We start from the raw sequence: 23,324 nt of genomic DNA, 5'->3' as shown, positions 1-23,324 counted from the left end.
AATTCAAAATCTATTTTGTTTTTATTTGAAGCTTATTACGGTTCTTAGAATCCTAAAGCTGCTGCAATATCGTGTCTTAAAATAACAACACCTGTAATCATGATATTAATAATCGAAAGCGGAATTAAAATTCTCCAGCCTAAGTTCATTAATTGGTCATATCTAAATCTTGGAATTGTCCAACGCACCCACATATAAAAGAATATGAAGAAACATATTTTAACGAACAATGCCGCGATCCCTAATAAGTTAGCTGCATTTACTCCTACATTTTCTACCATCCATTGCATTCCTGGGTAGTTGTATCCGCCAAAGAATAAAACAGAAATAATAGTAGAAGATATAAACATACTTGCGTATTCAGCAAATAAATAGAATCCCATTTTCATTGATGAATATTCTGTATGGTAACCTCCAATTAATTCGTTTTCACATTCTGCTAAATCGAAAGGAGTTCTGTTGGTTTCTGCAAATGAACAGATTAAGAAAATTAAGAATGATAATGGCTGATAAAAAACATTCCAGTTCATTCCTTGTTGCTGTAATGAGATTTCTTTTAAGCTCATTGTTCCTGTCATCATCAATAAAGCAATTATTGATAATCCCATTGCAATCTCGTAAGAAACCATTTGAGAAGCTGCGCGGATAGCTCCCATCAAAGAGAACTTATTGTTAGAAGCCCATCCACCAATCATAATGCCGTAAACTCCAACAGAAAGAACTCCAAAAATGTATAATAAAGCAATATTTACATCGGTAGCTTGAAGAATAATGTCTCTTCCAAAAAGATGCAAGCGATCTCCCCACGGAATTACAGCACTTGTCATCAAGGCTGTACTCATTGCAATTGCCGGACCTACAACGAATAAAAATTTATTTGGCGTATTTGGGAAAAACTCTTCTTTTGAGAATAATTTCATACCATCAGCAAGTGGCTGTAATAAACCTCCCCATCCAGCTCGGTTTGGTCCAACACGGTCTTGCAAAAAAGCAGCAACTTTACGTTCTGCCCAAGTAGAATACATTGCCATAATCATTGTTACCGCAAAAACGACAACAATAACAACACTCTTTTCTATAATAAATGCACTTTCCATTTCTTATTGTTTTTGGTCTTTATCAGTTAATGGAATTGCTGCCATACTAATCTTTTTACGGTCGATATCTCTACCTAAAAGAATGTTCTTTTCTGTATCGATTTGAACTTTCTCTAATTTTTGAGTGTAATTGTTTTGGTTGATTACAGAGTCTTTTTCAAACTCTCTTGGTCCTTCAATTACCCAGTCATTAACATCTTTGTGATCAAAACGACAGCTGTTGCAAATAAATTCTTCAACTTCATGGTACTCGTCTTTACGACCCGTTACACGCTGAATTTCTCCTCCAAACATCCAAACTGTAGTTTTACCACAACACCCTGGAGTAGTACATTCTCTGTGCGCGTTATAAGGTTTGTTAAACCAAACTCTTGATTTAAAACGGAAAGTTTTATCTGTTAAAGCTCCAACCGGACAAACATCAATCATGTTTCCAGAGAACTCATTATCGATAGCTTTAGAAATACCAGTTGAGATATTAGCGTGATCACCACGATCTAATACTCCGTGAACTCTGTTGTCTGTCAATTGATCTGCAACTTGTACACATCTTTGGCATAAAATGCAACGGTTCATGTGAAGTTGGATATTTGGACCAATATCTTCTGGTTCAAATGTTCTCTTTTCTTCAATGTAACGTGATTTCGGATTTCCGTGCTCAAAACTTAAATTCTGTAAATCACATTCTCCCGCCTGATCACAAATAGGGCAGTCTAATGGGTGGTTGATCAATAAAAACTCTGTTACAGATTTACGCGCTTCGGTAACTCTGGCAGAAGATTTACTGTTTACTTCCATTCCGTCCATACATCCTGTTACACAAGATGCCATTAATTTTGGCATTGGTCTTGGGTCAGCTTCACTACCTTTAGAAACTTCAACTAAACAACAACGACATTTTCCACCGCTGCCTTTTAATTTTGAGTAATAGCACATGGCTGGCGGCACCAAATCTCCACCAATCATACGTGCAGCCTGCAGGATCGTTGTTCCTGGTTCTACGTCTATACTTTGACCGTCTATGGTTACTTTCATCTCTTATTTTGTTTTTTTAGTTTCAGGTTTCAGGTTTCAGGTTTTCACTTGAAACTAAAAAAACTTGAAACTTTAAACTATTTTATACTGTTTGTTTGCCAACTAAATGCTTAACTTGTGAGAAAGGCTCGGCAACAAAGTGATCTCTATTTTTAATTTTTTCTGGGAAACGAACATGATATTCGAACTCATCTCTAAAGTGACGAATTGCAGCTGCTACTGGCCAAGAAGCGGCATCACCAAGCGGACAAATTGTGTTTCCTTCAATTTTACTTTGAATGCTCCACAATAATTCGATATCTTCTTCACGGCCTTGACCGTTTTCGATTCTCCATAAGATTTTTTCTAACCATCCTGTTCCTTCGCGGCAAGGCGTGCATTGTCCGCAAGATTCGTGGTGGTAGAAACGGGCAAAGTTCCAAGTGTTTCTAACGATACAAGCTGTGTCATTATACACGATAAATCCTCCAGAACCTAACATAGATCCAGTAGCAAAACCACCATCACTAAGAGATTCGTAAGTCATTAAACGATCTTCTCCGTTTGCTGTTTTAAAAATTAAATCAGCAGGTAAGATTGGCACAGATGAACCTCCAGGTACAAATGCTTTTAAAGGGCGATCAGAAGACATTCCTCCTAAATATTCGTCAGAATTCATGAACTCATCTACGCTTAAACCTAATTCTATTTCGTAAACACCAGGATTTTTAATGTGTCCAGAAGCCGAAATTAATTTAGTTCCTGTAGAACGTCCAATTCCAATTTTAGCATAATCATCTCCAGAATTGTTTACAATCCAAGGCACAGTTGCAATAGTTTCAACGTTGTTTACAACAGTTGGATTTGCCCAAAGACCAGAAACGGCTGGGAAAGGTGGTTTAATACGAGGATTTCCTCTTTTACCTTCCAATGATTCGATCAATGCTGTTTCTTCTCCACAGATATATGCTCCAGCTCCACAATGTACGTGAAGTTCTAAGTCATAACCTGAACCTAATATATTTTTTCCTAACCAACCGGCAGCTTTTGCTTCGGCGATTGCTCTTTCTAAGATTTTGAAAACCCACATATATTCTCCACGTATGTAGATATATGATAGGTTAGCGCCCAAAGCGTAGCTTGAAGTTATCATTCCTTCGATCAATAGGTGAGGAATAAATTCCATCAAATAGCGATCTTTGAATGTTCCAGGCTCAGATTCGTCGGCATTACACACTAAGTGTCTTGGTCTTCCTGATTTTTTGTCAATAAAGCTCCATTTCATTCCAGCAGGGAAACCTGCACCACCACGACCACGTAATCCTGATTTTTTTACTTCTTCAGTAACTTCATCTGGAGTAAGTGTTTTTAAAGCTTTTTCTACAGAAGCATAACCGCCATTTTGGCGATACACTTCGTAGGTTTTAATTCCAGGAATATTGATTTTATCTAATAATATTTTTTGTGACATCTTATTTATCGTGTAATATTATTTTATCCTCTCTACAATCAGCAATGATCTGATCGATTTTCTCTTCTGTCAGTTTTTCTTTGTAGAAATCTCCCAATTGCATCATTGGAGCGTATCCGCAAGCACCTAAACATTCTACACCGGCAATAGTGAACATTCCGTCTGGAGTTGTTTCACCCATTTTAATGCCCAATTTTTCAGAAGTATAATCCATTAAATCTTCGGCACCACGTAAGCAGCAACAAGAAGTCTGGCAGAATTCAAACATGTACTTACCAATTGGCTTCTGGTTGAACATCGTATAGAAAGTAACCACTTCATAAACCTCGATTGGTTTTATCTGAAGAATCTCGGCAACTTTATCTTGCAGTTCAATACTTAGCCAGTTGTTGTGTGCATCCTGAACTTCGTGCAAAACAGGCAATAAAGCCGATTTTTGTTTGCCCTCAGGATAATGACTGATTAATTCATTGATGCGGTTCATCAATGACTCAGTCATGTTTATTTCTTGTTTGTAATGTTTTCTTTCCATTTTATTCTTGTTTTGCCACAAAGGCGCAAAGGCACAAATTTTTTAATTCAAATTCTTCCCAATAGCTATCGGAACTAAAATCTAAATTTTTTAGGCGTCTAATTCTCCTGCAATTACGTTCAAACTTGAAAGAATGATAATTGCATCAGAAAGCATGGCACCTTTAATCATTTCTGGGAATGCTTGATAATAAATAAAGCAAGGTCTTCTGAAATGTAATCTATATGGAGTTCTACTTCCGTCTGTTATTAAATAGAAACCGATTTCTCCATTTCCTCCTTCTACTGGATGGTAGATTTCTGCAACTGGTACAGGAACTTCTCCCATTACAATTTTAAAGTGATAAATTAAAGATTCCATAGAAGTGTAAACATCTTCTTTTGGAGGAAGGTAGTAATCTGGAACTTCAGCGTGGTATTCGTTTCCTGGAGGCATTTTTTCTAATGCCTGACGAATAATGCTTAAACTTTCCCAAACTTCCGCATTACGAACACAGAAACGATCATAAGTGTCTCCTGATTTTCCAACAGGAACAATAAAATCGAAATCTTCGTAAGATGAGTAAGGTTGTGCAACACGTACGTCGTAATCGACTCCAGCAGCACGTAAATTTGGACCTGTAAATCCGTAAGCCATTGCTTTTTCAGCAGTGATTGCACCAACGTTTACAGTTCTATCAAGGAAAATTCTATTTCTCTCGAATAAATTTTGGAATTCTTGCCAAACAGGTGGGAATTCTTCTAGGAATTTGTCTAGTTTTTTGAAAACTTCTGGAGACCAGTCTCTTTCAAAACCACCAATTCTTCCCATATTTGTAGTCAAACGAGCTCCACAAATTTCTTCGTAGATTTCGTAGATTTTCTCTCTAAATTGAAAAACGTATAAGAAACCAGTATACGCACCAGTATCTACACCCAAAATCCCGTTACAAATAATGTGGTCTGTAATACGAGCCAGCTCCATAACGATAACTCTTAAATACTGAGCTCTTTTAGGAACTTCAATACCTAATAGTTTTTCTACTGTCATCCACCATCCCATATTATTAATAGGAGATGAACAATAGTTCATACGGTCTGTAAGTGGTGTAATTTGATAAAAAGGACGATTTTCGGCAATTTTTTCGAATGCTCTGTGGATGTAGCCAATCGTTGGCTCAGCCTCAAGAATTTTTTCACCATCCATCAGCAGGATATTTTGGAAAATACCGTGTGTGGCAGGGTGTGTAGGACCTAAATTCAGTACAGAAAGTTCGCTTCCGTCGTCGTTTAATCTGTCCTTAATTATTTTAGCATAACGATGCTCTGGTGGTAATAATAGTTCTGACATTTTATAATGTTGAATTATTTTTTAGCAATTTGATGTTGTTCTTCCAAAGAATCTGTCGTCCTTGTCAGTTCTTCCGCTGTCTTCCAGTGGGAATTCTTTTCTCATTGGGTGAGACTGCATTTCGTCCATATTTAAAATACGTTTCAATTGAGGGTGTCCTATAAAGTTAACTCCAAAGAAATCGTAAGTTTCTCTTTCCATCCAGTTTGAACTCAAGAAAATATTGGTAATCGATTTGATTTCTGGTTTTTCACCATTTAAGAAAACTTTGATTTTTAATCGTTTGTTTTCATACCAGTTGTGTAAATGGTAAACAACCGCAAACTGACGTTCTGTTTCGTTATCTGGATAGTGAATTCCGCATAAATCTGTTAAGAAATGAAAACGTAATTCTGGATCGTTTTTAAGGAATAGAATCAAGGCTGTAATTTTATCAGCCGAAGCTTCTAAAGAAAAAATATCTCTTTCTTGCTGAAAGTTAAAAACATCATTATTAAATGTTTCTACAAGTTTGTCTTGAATCAGGGTGTTTTCTAAGGCCATCTTATGAGATATTATATGAAGCTAATAATTCTTGGTATTCTGGAGAGCTTCTTCGTCTCACCGATTCGCTTTTTACCAATTCCTGAAGTCTCATAACTCCATCAACAATTTGTTCTGGTCTTGGCGGGCATCCTGGCACATAAACGTCAACAGGAATAACTTTATCAATTCCTTGAAGAACAGAATACGTGTCGAAAACACCTCCTGAAGAAGCGCAGGCTCCAACAGCAATTACCCAGCGAGGTTCAGACATTTGCTCGTATACTTGTCTTAAAATTGGCGCCATTTTTTTAGAAATAGTTCCCATTACTAAAAGCATATCTGCCTGTCTTGGCGAGAAGCTCACACGCTCAGAACCAAATCGAGCTAAGTCATAGTGAGATGCCATTGTTGCCATGAACTCGATACCACAGCATGAAGTCGCGAAAGGAAGCGGCCATAATGAGTTGGCTCTTGCTAAACCAACAACATCATTAAGTTTTGTCGCGAAGAAACCTTCGCCAACAACTCCTTCTGGCGGTGCAACCATATTTACTTTTGAATCGCTCATTTTATTTTAGATTTCTGATTTTAGATTTTAGATTTTGTAATTCTAAAAAAGTAAAATCAATTTTTTAAATCAGTACTTTAAATTTTGAGTTCAAATTTTATATCTCAGAATTAGATAATCTTAAATCTCAGATCTAAAATCTTAAATCGTTATTCCCACTCTAATGCTTTCTTTTTGATGATGTAAAAGAACCCAACCAAAAGCAAAGACATGAAAACTAACATTTTTAACATTCCTTCAATTCCTAAGTCTTTGAAGTTTACTGCCCACGGATAAAGGAAAATAACCTCTACATCGAACAATACAAACAAAATGGCAACTAAGAAGTATTTTACAGAAAAAGGAATACGGGCATTACCAACAGATTCGATACCGCATTCGAAGTTTTGATCTTTAACTTCAGAGGATCTTTTTGGTCCTAATTTCCCAGAAATGATGATTGTTCCTACCACAAAGCCAACAGCTAGAATAAACTGCATTAAAATAGGAATGTAACTGTATTGATCAGATTGCATAAACTTTGATTTTATACTTAAAAAATGAGCCACAAAGATAACTTGGAAGTCTGTAAAACACAAGTTAAAAAAGGATTTAAGTAGGGTGCCAAACGGCGTTTATGTCTAATTTTTATTCATTATAAATAACAAGGTGGTATTTTAATATTTTTTTAAGATTTGGGGTAAAAAAAACGTCCCGATATTTTCGGGACGTCTTCTGAGACCATTCAGAGGCAAAAAAAAATAATTGCTATATTTTTCTTAGATCACTGCTACTTTAGCAGCAACTTTCCCTTTTCTTCCTTCTTCTTCTTCGTAGCTTACACGGTCACCTTCGCGTAATTCTTCCGCGTTAATTCCTGAAGCGTGAACGAAGATGTCCTTTCCTGTTTCTTCGTCTGTAATGAACCCATAACCTTTAGATTCATTGAAAAATTTTACTGTACCTGTACGCATTGTAATTGTAATAATAATTTATAATAAAACAAATGTAACATATAAAATCATACAAAAGACAAATACGTGTTAATTTTTTGTAAAAATTATTGATTTACAGTGTTTTTACGCGGTTTATTGCATCAATTTGTTTATAAAATAGCATAATTTGCGAATCATTAATTGTAAGAATATAAAAATATTAAAATTGTAAGAATATGATAATTTAAAAAAATTATCATTTAAGATTTTTCTTAACATTTTGTTAAAATAAAAAAGCCGCTGAATTTTCAGCGGCTTTTTTATTTTTTATGATTATTTTACTGCTTTTAAGCAATATCAACTTTTATACGAAGTTCTTTCAATTGTGCATCGTCAATTGCTGCAGGGGCATCGATCATGACGTCGCGTCCAGAATTATTTTTAGGGAATGCAATGAAATCTCTAATGGTTTCTTGTCCTCCTAAGATAGCAACAAGTCTGTCTAAACCAAAAGCAAGCCCTCCATGAGGCGGTGCTCCAAATTGAAAAGCATCCATTAAGAATCCGAATTGCGCTTTTGCTTCTTCTTCAGTAAATCCTAAATATTTGAACATTAATTGTTGTGTCGCTTTATCGTGAATACGAATAGATCCACCTCCAATTTCATTACCATTCAAAACCATATCGTATGCATTTGCACGAACTTTTCCTGGTTCTGTTTCCAATAAAGCCATGTCTTCTGGTTTTGGCGAAGTAAAAGGGTGGTGCATAGCATGGTAACGGCCGCTTTCTTCGTCTAACTCTAACAATGGAAAATCTACAACCCATAATGGAGCAAATTCTTCAGGATTACGCAATCCTAAACGAGTTGCCAATTCCATACGAAGTGCAGATAATTGTGCGCGAGTTTTATTTGCTGGACCAGAAAGAACAAAAATCATATCACCAGGATTTGCTTCCGTTGCTTTTGCCCAATTTGTTAAATCATCCTGATCGTAGAATTTATCTACAGATGATTTGTAAGTTCCGTCTTCGTTACATTTTACGTAAACCATTCCAGACGCTCCAACTTGAGGACGTTTAACCCAGTCAATTAATCCATCTATTTCTTTACGAGTGTAATTTCCAGCTCCAGGAACAGCGATTCCGACAACTAATTCGGCTGCATTAAAAACAGGGAATTCTTTATGCTGTGCAAATTCGTTCAATTCTCCAAATTTCATTCCGAAACGAATGTCCGGTTTATCGTTTCCGTATGTTTTCATGGCATAGTCGTATGTGATTCTTGGGAATTTATCTACTTCAATGCCTTTAATTTCTTTTAATAAATGTCTTGTCAAGCCTTCAAAAATATTCAAGATATCTTCTTGTTCTACGAATGCCATTTCGCAGTCAATCTGAGTAAACTCTGGCTGACGGTCTGCACGTAAATCTTCGTCACGGAAACATTTCACGATTTGGAAATATTTATCCATTCCACCCACCATCAATAATTGTTTGAAAGTCTGTGGAGATTGTGGCAAAGCGTAAAACTGACCTTCGTTCATACGGCTTGGCACAACGAAATCTCTTGCTCCTTCTGGAGTAGATTTAATTAAGTAAGGCGTTTCAACTTCGCAGAAATCCAGATCAGAAAGATATTTGCGAACTTCCATTGCCACTTTATGACGGAATAACAAACTGTTTTTTACAGGATTTCTTCTAATATCCAAATAACGATATTTCATTCTGATGTCTTCTCCACCGTCAGTTTCATCTTCGATTGTAAATGGAGGAGTAAGAGCAGTATTCAAAATTGTTAATTCAGAAACTAAAATTTCGATTTCACCAGTTGGAATATTTTTGTTTTTGGCTTCACGCTCAATAACAGTTCCTCTTACCTGAATTACAAATTCACGACCCAAAGTTTTGGCCAATTCAAAAACAGTTTTATCGGTACGACTTTCGTCGAAAATAAGTTGTGTGATTCCATAACGGTCGCGTAAATCGACCCAATTCATAAATCCTTTATCACGTGATTTTTGAACCCAGCCCGCAAGTGTAACTTCGGTATTAATATTTGAAGCGTTTAATTCGCCACAATTATGACTTCTATACATAATCAAAATTTTAGACTGCAAAAGTAAACACAAAATTCAAATTAATATAGTAAAGTGATAAGTTGATTCAGAATAATTTTAAATATTTTGTTAATTCTAAAAATCCGAAGCTTTAATTTCTTTAGTTTTGATTCATCTAAAAACTAATATTAATACCTATGAAAAAACTTTTTGTTGCAGGTTTGGTAATTTTCAATGCACTTTATATTGTTGCCCAAAGCAAAAATTCAATTAAGTTCACAGCTAAAATTGCCAATAGAAATAGTGATACTTTAGTGATTAAAGGAAGAGATAATTTCAGGCAAGTAATTCCAATTGATAAAAAAGAAATTTTTGCTGCTACTTTTGATGCTCCTCAAGGATTCTATGTTTTTTCTGATGGAACAGAATCGTCTAATTTATATTTAAAGCCAAATTCTGAACTTAATTTAACCATGAATGCCAAAGAATTTGATGAAACGATTGTATATAAAGGTAAAGGTGTGGATGAAAGTAATTTTTTGGCACAACAGGCTTTAAAAGACGAAAGCTTTCAGAAAGATGCTTTTGCTAAAGAATCAGGCGAATTTACTGCTTTGCTTGATAGTAAATTAAAAGCAGATACAGAGAGTTTAGAAAAAGGAAATTTTGCTCCAGAATTTAAAACAGCTCTAAAACGCAGTTTTGAAAGTTTCCACCAATATGCAGCCGAAGAGTATGAAAGAGTTTCTAAAGCAAATAAAATGGTAGGAAAACCGTCTCCTGGATTTGACTACGAAAATTTTAAAGGAGGAAAAACAAAGCTTTCTGATTTAAAAGGAAAATATGTTTATATCGATCTTTGGGCTACTTGGTGTGCGCCTTGCAGAGCTGAGATCCCGTATTTGCAAAAAATTGAAGAGAAATACCATGGAAAAAATATTGAATTTGTAAGCATCTCTATTGACAAAGCAAAAGACAATGAAAAATGGAAAAAGTTTGTAACCGATAAAAAATTGGGAGGCGTTCAATTGTTTGCAGATAAAGATTGGGAATCTGAGTTTGTTGTGAATTATGGTGTGACAGGAATTCCGCGATTTATCTTAATAGACCCACAAGGAAATATTGTGAAATCTGATGCATCAAGACCATCTGATCCTGAACTAGATAAACAACTTAGCGCATTATTGAACTAATTTATTTACGAAATTTACAACGTTATCGTAAAACTCAAATATTTCTAGACTACCAGTAAAACCAGTGCCTTAGCGCTGGTTTTTTTATTTTATGCATTTTTCCAATGTTAAGTTTTTATTCTATGTTACCAAATTGTTAAGCAAAAGTTTTTTTAATGTAAACAATTAACTATATTTGATAAAGATTTCTTAACATTAAATACCTAAAGATATGAAAAAGAGTGTAATTTTAGCTGCAATATTGTTCTCTGGAATTGTAGTTGCACAAGAAGGAAAGCCTGAATTAGAAGCTGCTGGGAATAAGGTAAAAGCAACGTATTACTATGACAATGGTAAAGTGCAGCAAGAAGGCTTTTTTAAAGACGGTAAATTAGACGGTGTCTGGGTATCTTATGACGAAAATGGAAATAAAAAAGCCGTTGGAGAATACACAGACGGAGTTAAAACAGGAAAATGGATTTACTTTAATGAAAACAGTTTAAGCGAAGTTGCTTATGTAGACAACAAAGTAAGCTCAGTTAAAAGTTTACAGAAAAATGCTTTAGCAAACAGAAATTAGTCATAATTTCAAAAATCAATTATAAAAAGACCGTTTCGTTTTTAATGAGACGGTTTTTTTATGCTTTACTTTTTTTAGATTTTCTACTTCTTCCAAACCAAATTATGAATCCGCTGACAGGAAGTGCGGCAGCAATTAAACTCACAATAAAAGCTATTATTTTTCCTGGAAGATCTAAAACTTGTCCCGTGTGTATTCCGTAATTCATTTCGACAACTTGCAGTCCGAGGCTTTTTTCATCAAAAGTTTGGCTTTGGATTAATTTTCCGCTTGACGGATGAAAATAATAATTACTCTGCTGATCATAGCGTAACGTATGCGGATAAGCACCTGTGCTGACAATATCGCCTTTTTTCTGCGGAATCATTATAAAAAACATTTCTGCTTTTGGCTGCAGTTTCTGAGTTTGAACAAATGCTTTGTCAATTGCTGTAACCGAATTTGCTTTGAAAGAGGTCGTGTCAATTATAGGTGTTTTTGTTTCAACACCCTTGTCTCCTCCAAAATTGAAAGATTTATAAATTTCGTCGCCAACCCATTCATAGGTAAAAGTAAGTCCGGTTATGGCTAAAATTAAGGCTATTATAGAAATGTAAAAACCTGTAGTATTATGCCAGTCGTAATTGACGCGTCGCCATTTTGCTGACCATTTTATGGTAAAACTTCTTTTAATGTCACTTTTTCGTTTTGGGCACCATTGTATGATTCCTGAAATGAGCAATAAAATAAAAATGATGGTCGCTCCGCCAATAATATGCTTTCCGATATAATGGGGTAGAAGGAGATACAAATGAATGTATTCTACAATAATGAAAAAGTCAGTTTCTGGATTTTCAGATTTCAGATATTTCCCATTATACGGATTGAAATATAAGTAGAGACTTCCCTCATCAGAATAAGTATAAACAATCGCCGATCTGTTTTTTCCATAATAAGCGATCATTGTGGCTTTGTTATTAGGAACGACTTCTTTTGCTTTTTCCTGCAGTTGAGATGGTGGCACAAAAGGTTTGTTTTGGGGTTCAACCAAACGCCATTCTTTTCTGGTAATGTCTTTTATTTCATCATGAAAACAGAAAATGCAACCTGTAATACAGACTATAAAAACAATAACCCCAGAAATTAATCCGAGCCATTTATGTATAAAACGTATTTTGGTTTTGAATCCCATTTGTTGATTAAAAGTGTAAAAGTATGCTCAAAATCTATATACGGCAAATAATTCCAAAGCATTTTGTTTGTAAAGGTAAGTGTTAGCAAAAGAAAAATCTCGCAAAGTCGCAAAGTCGGAAAGATTTTGTTTCCCGCAGATTCTGCAGATTGAGCAGATTTTTTTAATATTTTTTTCTGCAGAATCTGCAGAATCTGCGAGACAATCATTCCAATTTTCTAATCTGTAGCTTTGAATAAAAACTTAGCGCCTTCGTGCCTTTGTGGCAAAAGTCATGATTAAGAAACTGCTTTTTTAGGTTTTAAATGATACGCTGTGTATAAAGAAATTCCAGCAAGGAAAATCCAAAAAACATCTATGAAGAAAATCTGAAATTTATTATCCATAAAAGAATTCCAAAACCAATTTCCAGAAACAATTCCATTTGTAATTGGAATTAAGAATCCTAAAATGCTTCCTGAAATCAGAGAGAATTTGTTGGTGAAAGCGTCATTTTTTTTAATGATAAAGAAAATAGTCAGCAAGAGCCAACCTCCAAAATAAAGCGCATATAAATTAGACTGGCTTAAAGGATAGAAAATTTTGCTTCCTATAAATGCCAAAGCTGTAATTGGATACATGCTTAAACAAATCGCCAAGTAAATACGAACAACAGCAGCGTTGAAACGTCTTTTCTTTTCTGGCATATTGTTTTTCTGTCGGGCAACAAGCCAAATCATAACTCCAGAGATAATGACAAAACAAGTTATAATTCCTAAAAGGAAACTAACAATTTTTAAAGCATATCCGCCATAATCTCCAAAATGTATTCGGTACAAAACATTTTTTACAACATCTAAATAACTAGTATGAGCAATTGGATCTTTTTTGGCAATTTCTTTTGCGTCAGAAACTCTGTATACTACTTTTCCAATTCCTGTAAATTTTTTATGGCTTAAAAGTTCGCCCTCAACCAAAACGTGCATATTGGCATCTCCATAATTTTGGATGAAAACACGAGTAATTTCAAAATCATCCCAGTTCTTTTTAGTTTTGGCAACCAGTGCATTAATATTAAATGGATTTGCCAATTTTTTATTTTCAAAGGTATAATCTGGATCAGTATATTCGAGTTCTTTATATAATTTATCTTGATCTCCCTTGTAAAGAGCCATTACAGCTGGAGCTACAATCAAAAGTTTAATCATAAAAAATGCTCCGGTAACCGCATATACAAATTGAAATGGCAGGCCAATCATTCCTAAAGCCGTGTGCGCATCTGTCCAAAGCGTTTTTAATTTTTCTTTCGGACGGAACATGTAAAAGTTAGAAACAATTTTATTCCAATGCAATAAAACTCCTGTTATGATAGCAAACAAAAAGAACAAAGCCGTAAATCCAGACAAATAATACCCTGCAGGATAAGGAATTTGTGCTAAAAAATGAAGACGGTATAAAAGTTCGCCTAATGAATAAGACTCTTCGTAAGTGTAGGTTTTGTAATTTTTATTGTCTAGATAAAAGAACTCTCCCGCTTGCTGTTTTTTTGGAGCTAAGGTATCTTTAGTCCCTTCCATATATACAGCAACTCTATTTTCTACAGACGGTTTAGAAATGGTAAGATTTCTTCCGTACAAAACATATTTTTTGTCAAGATGCTGAAGTGCATCATTGTAATCTAATTGAATTTCTCTTGTGATTGCTGTAGATTCACTTCTTTCCCAATTGATGATTTCATCTCTAAAAAAAGAAAAAGATCCAGCGAAGAAAATTACAAAAAGAACTACGCTGATAACGATTCCGCTGACAGTATGCGTGTGAAAATAGATATTGTAATGACGGTTATTCATAAATATTATTGTGCCGTATTATAGGTTTGACCGAGATAAATGAAAAGACAAAAAAGTAGAGATAGCAAAATGTAAACTCCCCAGATTTTCCAGCCGTTTTTCGCTAAGAAAGCAATAATCATTAATGCCACCCAAAGAATAAAACCGCTGAAAGCCATTGTGATTAACACATCTTTTCGGCTAAACCAAGCCGCTAAAGCCAAATGAAAAGTAACAGAAACAAAGTATCCTCCTAAAATTGCAGCAGTAATTTTGGAAAAACGAGGCCAAAAAGAAGGATTTAGATATTTTGGATTTGCTGGCATATTTTAAAGTGGATTTTAGTTGTAATAAAGTTCAGTTACAGCAACAAAAATGAGTAAGGCCAAAAGTAACTTGCTGTTTATTTTTTTAAAGGCGTAAGGATAATGATTAAACTTCCCACAGTCATTAGCTGAATGAAAAACATCAAAGTGCCACAACCCAATGATTGTGTAAAAAGCCATATTGCATAAGCAGAAAGCAAAAGCATTAATCCAATAATTTTGGTTTGCTTTGGATTTTTCTGCATCCATTTTTCAAAACCTAAATCATACGACAACACTGCTCTTTTAGAAGTATAATACAGTGTGTAAAAAGCTAAGAAAACGATAAGACTGGCAATTGTAATCATAATCATTAAAATTTAAAACACCTTCCGATAAAGGAAGGTGTTTTGTTGTTTATTAGAATCTATAAGCGAAACTTGCCGCAACACTTCTCATATTTCTTGGATGTATAGTTGACCATCCATCATAAGTATCAACATTTGCTATGTTGTCTAGTTTAAGAGTCAATGTGAATTTTTCTGTTCCGTAGAAAATAGAGGAATTTAAAACAGTGTAAGATGGTATTGTAAACTGACCAACGCCGTTTCTGTTCATTATTAAGTTTTTGTCAGCATAATTTCCTCCAAAACCTAAACCAAATCCTTGTAAATCTCCTTCTAAGAATTTATAGCTTGCCCAGAAGTTTGCAGAGTTTCTTGGTCCAGAGCTTTCTGGTCTGCGTCCTACGAAAGAAGGATCTCCAGCATTTAAGACTGCATCTACGTAGCTATAACCTGCCACAATGTTTAAACCAGCAACTGGACTTGCTACGATTTCTGCTTCAAAACCTTTGTTTCTTTGAGCTCCGTCTTGATAAGAAGTTTGAGTGTTGATAGAACCGTTAGATCCATATACTGTGTACACTTGATCTTTTACTTGAATATCATAGTAGCTGAATGTTGCATATACTTTGTCTTTAAGAACATTTAATTTTGTTCCAATTTCAAATTGATTAGCGTGTTCTGGTTTAAAAGTTCTCGGGCTAGAACTTCCGTCGGGTAAAATATCACTTGTTGGAGCAGAGTTTGCAAAGCCGTCCATATAGTTTGCAAAAATCGAAACCTTATCAATAATTGGTTGGTACACTAAACCAAATTTTGGAGAAAAAGCAGTTTGGTTGTAATCATCTGCTTTTGTTGTAACATCTCCAGCTGTCATAAAACGGTCTACACGTAAACTTCCCATTGCAGAAAGAGAAGGAGTAATGTTGATAACATCAGAAACATAAGCACTAAAAACTTCTTGTTTTGTTTTATTGTTATTTGCTGCAGCTTCTGCTAAAAGTTTATCTGAACCAGCTTTTGTCAAATTACCATTGTCACCAGTTGTAATATACTTGTCTGGATCTGTAATGCCGAATACGTATTGGTTTACAGTTGCTAAATCCATATTTCCAATATAAACTCTTCCGTTTGCCACATAGCCTGATCCGTTATCGATTTGTCCTCTATTGAAGTAGTCTAAACCAGCAACGATGCGATTTCTTAAACTTCCAATTTTGAAATCTCCAATGAAATTCTGTTGAATATCTGTTGTTAAAGTTGTAGAGTTTTGGTAATTCATAGAACGTCCTAAAACAATTCCTTCAGTAATTTCAGGAATAAATCTTGTTCCTTCATATAAATAAGTATAATATCCTTCAGATTTTGATGAACCTCTAGAAACTACTGTTTGAGAAGTCCATTGGTCAGAGATTTTATAGTTCATTTGTCCTTGAAGACTGTAAGATGGCGTTTGAATTGCAAGTTCGTTACTTGTGTAAGAACGTTTGTTGTCGTAACCCAATTCGTCAATATTGTGAACTCTTAATGCAGCGCCTCTATCCAAGAAAAGCATAGTTGGGTTTGTTGCTTCGTTTTTCATGAATTCAGTATTGATGAAAAATGAAAGTCTGTCATTTACTTCATAAGATAATGAAGGAGCAAAGAAGAAAGATTTTCTATATCCGGCATCTTGAAAGCTGTTTTCGCTGTGATAAGCTGTGTTAAGACGGAAGTTAATTTTGTGTTCTTCGTCTAATGGAGTATTTACATCAGCAGTCACGCGGTTTAATCCGTAGCTTCCAGCTGTATATGTTACTTCTCCGCCAAAACGGTCGTAAGGTTTTTTAGTAGTCATATTGATTAAGCCACCATAAGAAATAAGGCTGCTTCCGAATAAAGTTCCAGAAGGTCCTTTAATTACTTCAATTTTATCGATGTTTGCAGGATCTAAACTTCCGTTTGTTAAGCCTGGTAATCCATTAATCATTGTTGGCTGTACAGCAAATCCTCTTAAAGAGAAATATCCTGCTCCATCACCTCCACGACCTGTAGAAGCCCATAACGGATTTAATCCTGGAGCATTTTTAAGAGCATCATCAAGGTTTGTAACTACTTGCTCTTTTAAAAGTTCGCTTGTAATCGTAGTATATACTTGTGGATTTTCAAGATTTTTAAGAGGTAATCTTGATACTTGCTGTGTTTCTTTACGAGCAAGAGGGTTTTTTCTGCCGTTTCCGTTAATTACAATTTCACTTAACTGCTCAGAGTTTGAGGTAATACTGAAATTTTCAATTAATTCGTCTCCGCTATTAAGCGTAATGCTTTTTTCTTTAGATGTAAATCCAACTGCTGAGACTCTAATAATGTAAGTTCCAGGTTTTAGGTTCTTTATTTCATAGTTACCTTTGGTGTCTGTGTTTGTTCCGATTTTTGTTCCTTTTAAAGCAACAGATATGTTATCTGCTGTTCCACTATCCGAACTAATCTGACCTTTTATTGTCGCTTTTTCTTGTGCAAAAACAGATGTTCCTGTAAGTAGAGCCAAGCATAAAGTTAAGAGCGAAATCGTAAATTTTAATTTCATTTTTATTTAGAATTAATTTTGATAGTGCAAATTTAATTGCTGGAGAGCAATCAAGCAAGTTGTTTTTATTTATTCTAAATAAAATATTTTTTAAAGGATAAAATTTTCAATAATTCAAAAAATTAACATCTTAAGCTAATCTTAAGCTAATTTTAAGCAAAAAAAGCCTATTCTAATGAAAGAACAGGCTTTTGTATTGTCGAAAATTATTTAAAAATTACAATTCTAAAGCACGTTTAGCGTCGCCATTCATTAATAATTCTAATGGGTTTTCTAAAGCTTCTTTTACAGCCACTAAGAAACCAACCGACTCACGTCCGTCGATGATTCTGTGGTCGTAAGAAAGAGCTACATACATCATTGGGTGAATTTCAACTTTTCCGTTTACAGCAATCGGACGCTCGATGATGTTGTGCATTCCTAAGATTCCTGATTGAGGAGGGTTGATGATTGGAGTAGACAACATACTTCCAAAAACACCACCGTTAGTGATTGTAAAAGTTCCTCCAGTCATATCGTCAACTGTAATTTGACCATCACGAGCTCTTAAAGCTAATCTTTTGATTTCAGCTTCAATTCCACGGAAAGTTAAATTCTCAGCATTACGAACAACAGGAACCATTAATCCTTTTGGTCCAGAAACAGCGATAGAGATATCACAGAAATCGTATCCTACTTTGTAATCTCCATCGATCATAGAGTTTACATCTGGATATAATTGAAGTGCTCTTGTAACTGCTTTTGTAAAGAATGACATGAAACCTAAACCTAAACCACCGTGTTTAGCTTTGAAAGCATCTTTGTATTCATTACGAATATTGTTGATTGGAGTCATGTTTACTTCGTTGAAAGTAGTAAGCATAGCTGTTTCATTTTTAGCTGAAACTAGTCTTTCTGCTACTTTACGACGTAACATAGATAATTTTGTACGCTCAGTTCCACGGTTTCCTCCAGTTGGAGTTCCCATTGAAGCTACAGCTGTTGCATTTACTGCATCGTCTTTAGTAATTCTGCCACCTTTACCAGTTCCTGTTACAGAAGCTGGAGCAATATTTTTCTCGTCTAATATTTTTCTTGCTGCTGGAGATGGAGTTCCTGCTGCATAGCTTGTAGCAGCTGGAGCTTGAACTGGCTCAGCTTTTGGAGCTTCTGCTTTTACTTCAGCCTTAGGAGCCTCAGCTTTTGGAGCTTCTGCTGCTGGAGCTGCAGATCCGCTTCCTGCTGGTTTAGCAGCATCTGTATCAATTAAACAAACTACAGCACCTACTGCAACTGTATCACCTTCTTCAGCTTTTAGTGTAATTACACCGCTCATTTCAGCAGGCAATTCAAGAGTAGCTTTATCTGAATCAACTTCAGCAATAGCCTGATCTTTCTCTACATAATCTCCGTCTTTTACTAACCAAGTTGCAATTTCAACTTCTTTTATTGATTCCCCTGGTGATGGGACTTTCATTTCTAAAATCATCTTGTTTTTGTTTAAGGTTTTTATCGTTTCAAGTTTCATGTTTCAGGATGTTAGACTTGAAACTTGGAACATGAAACTTGAAACAATTATTTTTTAATTATCTAAATAAATTTTTATCGAATACCATTCTAATTGCATCAGCATGACGGCGTTTAGCACGTGTATAACTTCCTGATGCTGGAGCAGAATATGCTTTTAATGAAGCCAATCTCCATTTTACTAGATCAAAGTTCATTAACATATAGCTGTAAGCTCCCATGTTTTTAGGTTCTTCCTGAGCCCAAACATAGTCATCTGCATTTGGATATTGTGCGATGATTTCCTTGAGCTGCTCAACAGGGAAAGGAAATAATTGCTCGATACGAACAACAGCAACGTCTTTTCTTCCGTTGTTTTCTCTTTCTGCAGTAATATCATAGTAGAATTTACCCGTAACGAAAACTAATGTTTTAACATCTTTTTTGTTAACTGTAGTATCGTCAATAGTTTCTTGGAAACTTCCATTTGCTAAATCTTCTACTGGAGATACGCATCTTGGATCACGTAGTAAACTTTTTGGAGTAAATACTACAAGCGGTTTACGGAAATTTGTTTTTAATTGTCTTCTTAATAAGTGGAAGAAGTTAGCAGGCGTTGTACAATCTGCAACATACATATTATGTCTTGCACAAAGCTGTAAATAACGCTCCATTCTTGCAGAAGAGTGCTCAGCACCTTGTCCTTCGTATCCGTGAGGCAATAAAAGAACAATACCATTTTGGTTGTTCCATTTATCTTCACCACAAGAAATGTATTGGTCAATCATAATTTGAGCTCCGTTAGAGAAATCTCCAAATTGTGCTTCCCAGATTGTCAAAGCTTTTGGACTTGCCAATGCATATCCGTAATCAAAACCTAAAACTCCGTACTCAGATAAGTGAGAGTTGTAAACATTAAAGTTTCCTTTTTTGTCCTCTAAGCTGTTGATTAAGATTACTTCTTCTTCAGAATCTTCAACTTTAACTACAGCGTGACGGTGAGAGAAAGTTCCCCTTTCTACGTCTTGTCCAGAAATACGAACATCAAAACCTTCTTGCAATAAAGATCCGTATGCTAAATGCTCAGCCATACCCCAATCTAAAAGATTAGTTTCGAAGAACATTGTTTTTCTGTCGTTGATTAATTTTTGAATTTTACTGATGAATTTTTTGTCTTCAGGCAAATTAGAAAGTGCATTTGCAATTTGAGTTAATTTTTCTTTTGGATAAGAAGTATCAACTTTTTGAAGCATTTGCGTGTCTGTAACCTGAACAAAACCTTCCCATTCATTTTTCATGAATGGAGTAATGATAGTCAAATCTTTTTTACGAGAAGCTTCTAAATTCTCCTCCAATTGAGATTTGTATTGTTTTTCTAAAGCATTTACATAAGAAGCATCGATTACACCGTCAGAAAGTAATTTTTCTGCGTAGATGTCTCTTGGATTTTTATGTTTAGCAATGATTTTGTATAAAACAGGCTGAGTAAAACGTGGCTCATCACCTTCGTTATGTCCGTATTTTCTATATCCTAATAAATCGATAAATACGTCACGTCCAAACTGCATTCTGTAATCTAATGCAAAAGATACCGCGTGAACAACAGCTTCTGCATCGTCAGCATTTACGTGTAATACTGGAGAAAGCGTTACTTTGGCAACGTCTGTACAGTAAGTAGATGAGCGAGCATCTAAATAGTTTGTTGTAAAACCAACTTGGTTGTTGATTACGATATGAATTGTACCGCCAGTTTTGTATCCGTCCAATAAAGACATTTGAATGATTTCATACAAAATGCCCTGACCAGCGATAGCCGCATCACCGTGAACAGCAATTGGCAATACTTTTGAAATATTTTCTGGGAAATGTCTTTCTTGTTTTGCTCTTGTGATACCTTCAATTACCGCTCCAACAGTTTCTAAGTGAGAAGGGTTTGGCGCTAAATTGATATTGATGCTTTTTCCAGATCTTGTTTTTCTGTCTGCCGTAAGACCTAAGTGGTATTTTACGTCACCGTCAAAATACTCTTGATCGTAGTCTTTTCCATCAAACTCACCAAAAATATCTTGAGTAGATTTTCCGAAGATATTTGCCAAAACGTTCAAACGACCACGGTGAGCCATTCCCATTACGAATTGTTCAACACCTTTTTCTGCAGCTTGCTCAATTAAAGCGTCAAGAGCTGGGATGATAGATTCTCCACCTTCTAATGAGAAACGTTTTTGTCCAACATATTTAGTGTGAAGGAAGTTCTCAAAAGAAACGGCTTCGTTTAATTTATTTAAGATTATTTTCTTTTCCTCTGTAGAGAAATTAGGCTGATTTGTATTTACAGCTAATTTGTCCTGAATCCATTTTACAACATTAGGATTTCTAATGTACATATACTCAATACCGATATGCTGGCAGTAAATAGTTTTTAGACGATTTACGATATCTTGCAATGAAGAAGGCGCCATTCCGATTGTTTGAGCAGCGTCAAAAACAGTTGAAAGATCTGCTGTAGATAATCCGAAGTTTTCAATATCCAAAGTTGGAGATGAAGTTCTACGATCACGAACAGGATTTGTTTTCGTGAATAAATGCCCGCGCGTACGGTATCCGTCAATTAATTTAAGAACGTTAAATTCTTTCTTTAGTTTTTCAGAAATCTGACTGTAATCTGTGTTATCGCTAGTCACGTACTCAACGATCGTTTGCACTGGATTTTCGTCATTATAAGTCGTTTGCCCAAAGTCAAAACCTTGAAAGAAACTTCTCCAGCTAGGCTCAACGCTGTCTGGGTTAACTAAATATTGATCGTATAATTGTGCAAAAAACTCAGTATGCGCTGCGTTTAAAAATGAAAACCTATCCATAATATGAGTGAATATACTTTTTTGTTATATAGAAAGGCAAAAGTACAACAATCGCATTTATTTAAATCTTTTTTTTACGTACTTTTACGTAAAAATTTGTTAAAATAAACGTTAACTATGAATAAAATTCAATTTTCAATCGATTGCAGATATTTTTTTGTGATTTTGGCTGTCTTATTTTCAAGTTATAGTATTGCACAACAAAAATATGTCATTGACAATAGTAACCATTTTTGGGATAAAGTTCAATTTGGGGGTGGTTTAGGTCTCGGATTTGGTTCAGGATATACCAATATCTCGGTAATGCCAAGTGCCATTTACAATGTTAACGAAATTGTAGCAGTTGGAGCGGGTCTTCAATTTGGCTATTTATATCAAAAAAATTATTACGAATCTTTCGTTTGGGGAGGAAGTCTTATCGGTTTGGTAAATCCAATTCCCGAAATCCAATTATCAGCTGAATTGGAGCAGGTTAGGGTTGATACTGACTATGAAGAGAATTATTATCATCCAGGTTTTTCCGATTCTTATTGGAACACAGCTTTATATCTAGGAGCAGGTTATAGAACAAAAAATGTAACAATTGGAGCACGTTACGATGTTTTGTATGATCCCAATAAAAGTCTTTACGGCTCAGGATTTATGCCTTTTGTGAGAGTGTATTTCTAAGTTGCTATCCCGATTGCTATCGGGACTGAGATGCTAAGATTCTAAGTCTTCAATTTGTAAAAAAAAATATTTAAGTGGACCAAGCTTTATTTTCTAAAATAACCTTGCAATATTTAAAAGAGAATTATCCTGATTTTGTAGGAAATATTGATTTTAAAAAAGATCAATCTTTTGATTGTTTTATTAAAAGTATCCAAGGAAACAGATTTTTGTGGGTAGCGACTTATGATTTGGAAATAACCATTGGTTTTGAAAATCATAATAAAGAATGTGATTGGCATTTTCACATTGGAGCTTCAGGAGGAAATAGCCTAAATGAAGAGCTAGAGCTATTGACTAAAGAACTAAATAAAATTTTAAATAACGAACAGGTTTTTATTTTGGAAGATGGTAAATATATTCCATTAGATAAAAATGATGAGATAGATGTAAAAGAAGATGAAAAGTTATATGTATGGGATGAGATATAAGTATTGAAAAAACTTAGAACCTTATTTATAATAATTTCGAAACCAAACCTTTTGCCATTCTCTTTTTAAAATTAAGAAAGCAACTTGTTCAGCAAGAATGACTAAATCAGAACCATCTAATTGTTTGATTTCATTTTCGGGAACGTCAATGATATAAAGGAGATTTAAATATTCAGCAAATTTATACTGAATCATTCTATAGACTTTTTCGTGAAGCTGAATTTTTAATTCATCTGGAGAAATGCTCATTGGAAAATCAATTCCTTCATTCGCTAAATTAAAATCTTTATTAAGCTGTTCAATAAGACTCAGATATAAAGTCTCTGCTTGCGCCTGCGCTAATAATGATTCGGTATTTGTTGGTGCTACAAACATATGATTTTAGA

The 23,324-nt window shown here is 34.9% G+C and carries 22 protein-coding genes; 4 read left to right on the top strand and 18 right to left on the bottom strand.

All coding sequences use genetic code 11. The annotated features are described in order from the left end of the window. Positions 1-44 precede the first annotated feature (44 nt). The 10 genes from nuoH to aspS all read right to left on the bottom strand — a co-directional run bounded on the left by nuoH (position 45) and on the right by aspS (position 9,549). Positions 45-1,097, bottom strand: a complete 1,053-nt coding sequence (gene nuoH, locus BB050_RS06845; protein WP_008466108.1) for an NADH-quinone oxidoreductase subunit NuoH — start codon at positions 1,095-1,097, stop codon at positions 45-47. A gap of 3 nt (positions 1,098-1,100) precedes the next feature. Then, a complete protein-coding gene (locus BB050_RS06840; RefSeq protein WP_008466109.1) occupies positions 1,101-2,132 on the bottom strand; it encodes an NADH-quinone oxidoreductase subunit G in 1,032 nt (343 codons plus the stop codon). Positions 2,133-2,214: 82 nt separating this feature from the next. After that, positions 2,215-3,582: an NADH-quinone oxidoreductase subunit NuoF gene (nuoF, locus tag BB050_RS06835; RefSeq protein WP_066033068.1), complete on the bottom strand. Its 1,368-nt coding sequence runs from the start codon at positions 3,580-3,582 to the stop codon at positions 2,215-2,217. Between the two features lies 1 nt (position 3,583). Then, positions 3,584-4,114 (bottom strand): complex I 24 kDa subunit family protein, encoded by a 531-nt coding sequence (locus BB050_RS06830; RefSeq protein ID WP_066033067.1) that lies wholly within the window; start codon positions 4,112-4,114, stop codon positions 3,584-3,586. 90 nt (positions 4,115-4,204) lie between these two features. Continuing rightward, the gene (locus tag BB050_RS06825; RefSeq protein ID WP_066033066.1) at positions 4,205-5,443 is read right to left on the bottom strand and encodes an NADH-quinone oxidoreductase subunit D; all 1,239 of its coding nucleotides are present in this window, start codon (positions 5,441-5,443) and stop codon (positions 4,205-4,207) included. Between the two features lie 21 nt (positions 5,444-5,464). After that, positions 5,465-5,986 (bottom strand): NADH-quinone oxidoreductase subunit C, encoded by a 522-nt coding sequence (locus BB050_RS06820; protein WP_066033065.1) that lies wholly within the window; start codon positions 5,984-5,986, stop codon positions 5,465-5,467. A 1-nt stretch (position 5,987) separates the two neighbouring features. Then, positions 5,988-6,536: an NADH-quinone oxidoreductase subunit B gene (locus BB050_RS06815; protein ID WP_008466114.1), complete on the bottom strand. Its 549-nt coding sequence runs from the start codon at positions 6,534-6,536 to the stop codon at positions 5,988-5,990. Positions 6,537-6,685: 149 nt separating this feature from the next. Further along, on the bottom strand, positions 6,686-7,051 hold the full coding sequence (locus tag BB050_RS06810) for an NADH-quinone oxidoreductase subunit A (protein ID WP_008466117.1): 366 nt from the start codon (positions 7,049-7,051) through the stop codon (positions 6,686-6,688). A 243-nt stretch (positions 7,052-7,294) separates the two neighbouring features. Continuing rightward, entirely contained in the window at positions 7,295-7,489 is a 195-nt protein-coding gene (locus tag BB050_RS06805) for a cold-shock protein (RefSeq protein ID WP_007137066.1), read from the bottom strand. A gap of 308 nt (positions 7,490-7,797) precedes the next feature. Continuing rightward, positions 7,798-9,549, bottom strand: coding sequence for an aspartate--tRNA ligase (gene aspS / locus BB050_RS06800; protein ID WP_066033064.1), 1,752 nt, complete (start codon positions 9,547-9,549; stop codon positions 7,798-7,800). Between the two features lie 158 nt (positions 9,550-9,707). On the opposite strand from aspS, the gene BB050_RS06795 reads away from it, so the two are divergent. Together BB050_RS06795 and BB050_RS06790 are read left to right on the top strand one after the other, a co-directional pair. Next, on the top strand, positions 9,708-10,703 hold the full coding sequence (locus BB050_RS06795) for a TlpA family protein disulfide reductase (RefSeq protein ID WP_066033063.1): 996 nt from the start codon (positions 9,708-9,710) through the stop codon (positions 10,701-10,703). Positions 10,704-10,914: 211 nt separating this feature from the next. Then, positions 10,915-11,262: a toxin-antitoxin system YwqK family antitoxin gene (locus BB050_RS06790; protein ID WP_066033062.1), complete on the top strand. Its 348-nt coding sequence runs from the start codon at positions 10,915-10,917 to the stop codon at positions 11,260-11,262. Positions 11,263-11,320: 58 nt separating this feature from the next. Here the strand turns inward: BB050_RS06790 and BB050_RS06785 are convergent, their stop codons facing one another. The 7 genes from BB050_RS06785 to BB050_RS06750 form a co-directional block, all read right to left on the bottom strand. Next, the gene (locus BB050_RS06785) at positions 11,321-12,433 is read right to left on the bottom strand and encodes a PepSY-associated TM helix domain-containing protein (protein WP_066033061.1); all 1,113 of its coding nucleotides are present in this window, start codon (positions 12,431-12,433) and stop codon (positions 11,321-11,323) included. Positions 12,434-12,711: 278 nt separating this feature from the next. Next, the gene (locus BB050_RS06775; RefSeq protein ID WP_066033059.1) at positions 12,712-14,262 is read right to left on the bottom strand and encodes a PepSY-associated TM helix domain-containing protein; all 1,551 of its coding nucleotides are present in this window, start codon (positions 14,260-14,262) and stop codon (positions 12,712-12,714) included. A gap of 5 nt (positions 14,263-14,267) precedes the next feature. Beyond that, positions 14,268-14,567, bottom strand: coding sequence for a hypothetical protein (locus BB050_RS06770; RefSeq protein ID WP_008466135.1), 300 nt, complete (start codon positions 14,565-14,567; stop codon positions 14,268-14,270). 77 nt (positions 14,568-14,644) lie between these two features. Further along, positions 14,645-14,914: a hypothetical protein gene (locus BB050_RS06765; RefSeq protein WP_236940429.1), complete on the bottom strand. Its 270-nt coding sequence runs from the start codon at positions 14,912-14,914 to the stop codon at positions 14,645-14,647. 52 nt (positions 14,915-14,966) lie between these two features. Further along, positions 14,967-17,456, bottom strand: coding sequence for a TonB-dependent receptor (locus tag BB050_RS06760; RefSeq protein ID WP_066033058.1), 2,490 nt, complete (start codon positions 17,454-17,456; stop codon positions 14,967-14,969). 217 nt (positions 17,457-17,673) lie between these two features. Further along, on the bottom strand, positions 17,674-18,924 hold the full coding sequence (gene odhB, locus BB050_RS06755) for a 2-oxoglutarate dehydrogenase complex dihydrolipoyllysine-residue succinyltransferase (RefSeq protein ID WP_008466142.1): 1,251 nt from the start codon (positions 18,922-18,924) through the stop codon (positions 17,674-17,676). A gap of 97 nt (positions 18,925-19,021) precedes the next feature. Then, a complete protein-coding gene (locus tag BB050_RS06750; protein WP_008466143.1) occupies positions 19,022-21,799 on the bottom strand; it encodes a 2-oxoglutarate dehydrogenase E1 component in 2,778 nt (925 codons plus the stop codon). 117 nt (positions 21,800-21,916) lie between these two features. On the opposite strand from BB050_RS06750, the gene BB050_RS06745 reads away from it, so the two are divergent. After that, a complete protein-coding gene (locus tag BB050_RS06745) occupies positions 21,917-22,468 on the top strand; it encodes a hypothetical protein (RefSeq protein ID WP_066033057.1) in 552 nt (183 codons plus the stop codon). A 74-nt stretch (positions 22,469-22,542) separates the two neighbouring features. Continuing rightward, on the top strand, positions 22,543-22,938 hold the full coding sequence (locus BB050_RS06740; protein ID WP_066033056.1) for a hypothetical protein: 396 nt from the start codon (positions 22,543-22,545) through the stop codon (positions 22,936-22,938). Between the two features lie 21 nt (positions 22,939-22,959). Here BB050_RS06740 and BB050_RS06735 read toward each other — a convergent pair whose 3' ends face one another. Then, the gene (locus BB050_RS06735; protein WP_008466146.1) at positions 22,960-23,313 is read right to left on the bottom strand and encodes a hypothetical protein; all 354 of its coding nucleotides are present in this window, start codon (positions 23,311-23,313) and stop codon (positions 22,960-22,962) included. Positions 23,314-23,324 lie beyond the last annotated feature (11 nt).

Origin of the sequence: Flavobacterium anhuiense (assembly GCF_001705175.1) — a bacterium.
Taxonomy (GTDB): domain Bacteria; phylum Bacteroidota; class Bacteroidia; order Flavobacteriales; family Flavobacteriaceae; genus Flavobacterium; species Flavobacterium anhuiense.
This window is presented reverse-complemented; position numbering and strand designations above follow the sequence as displayed.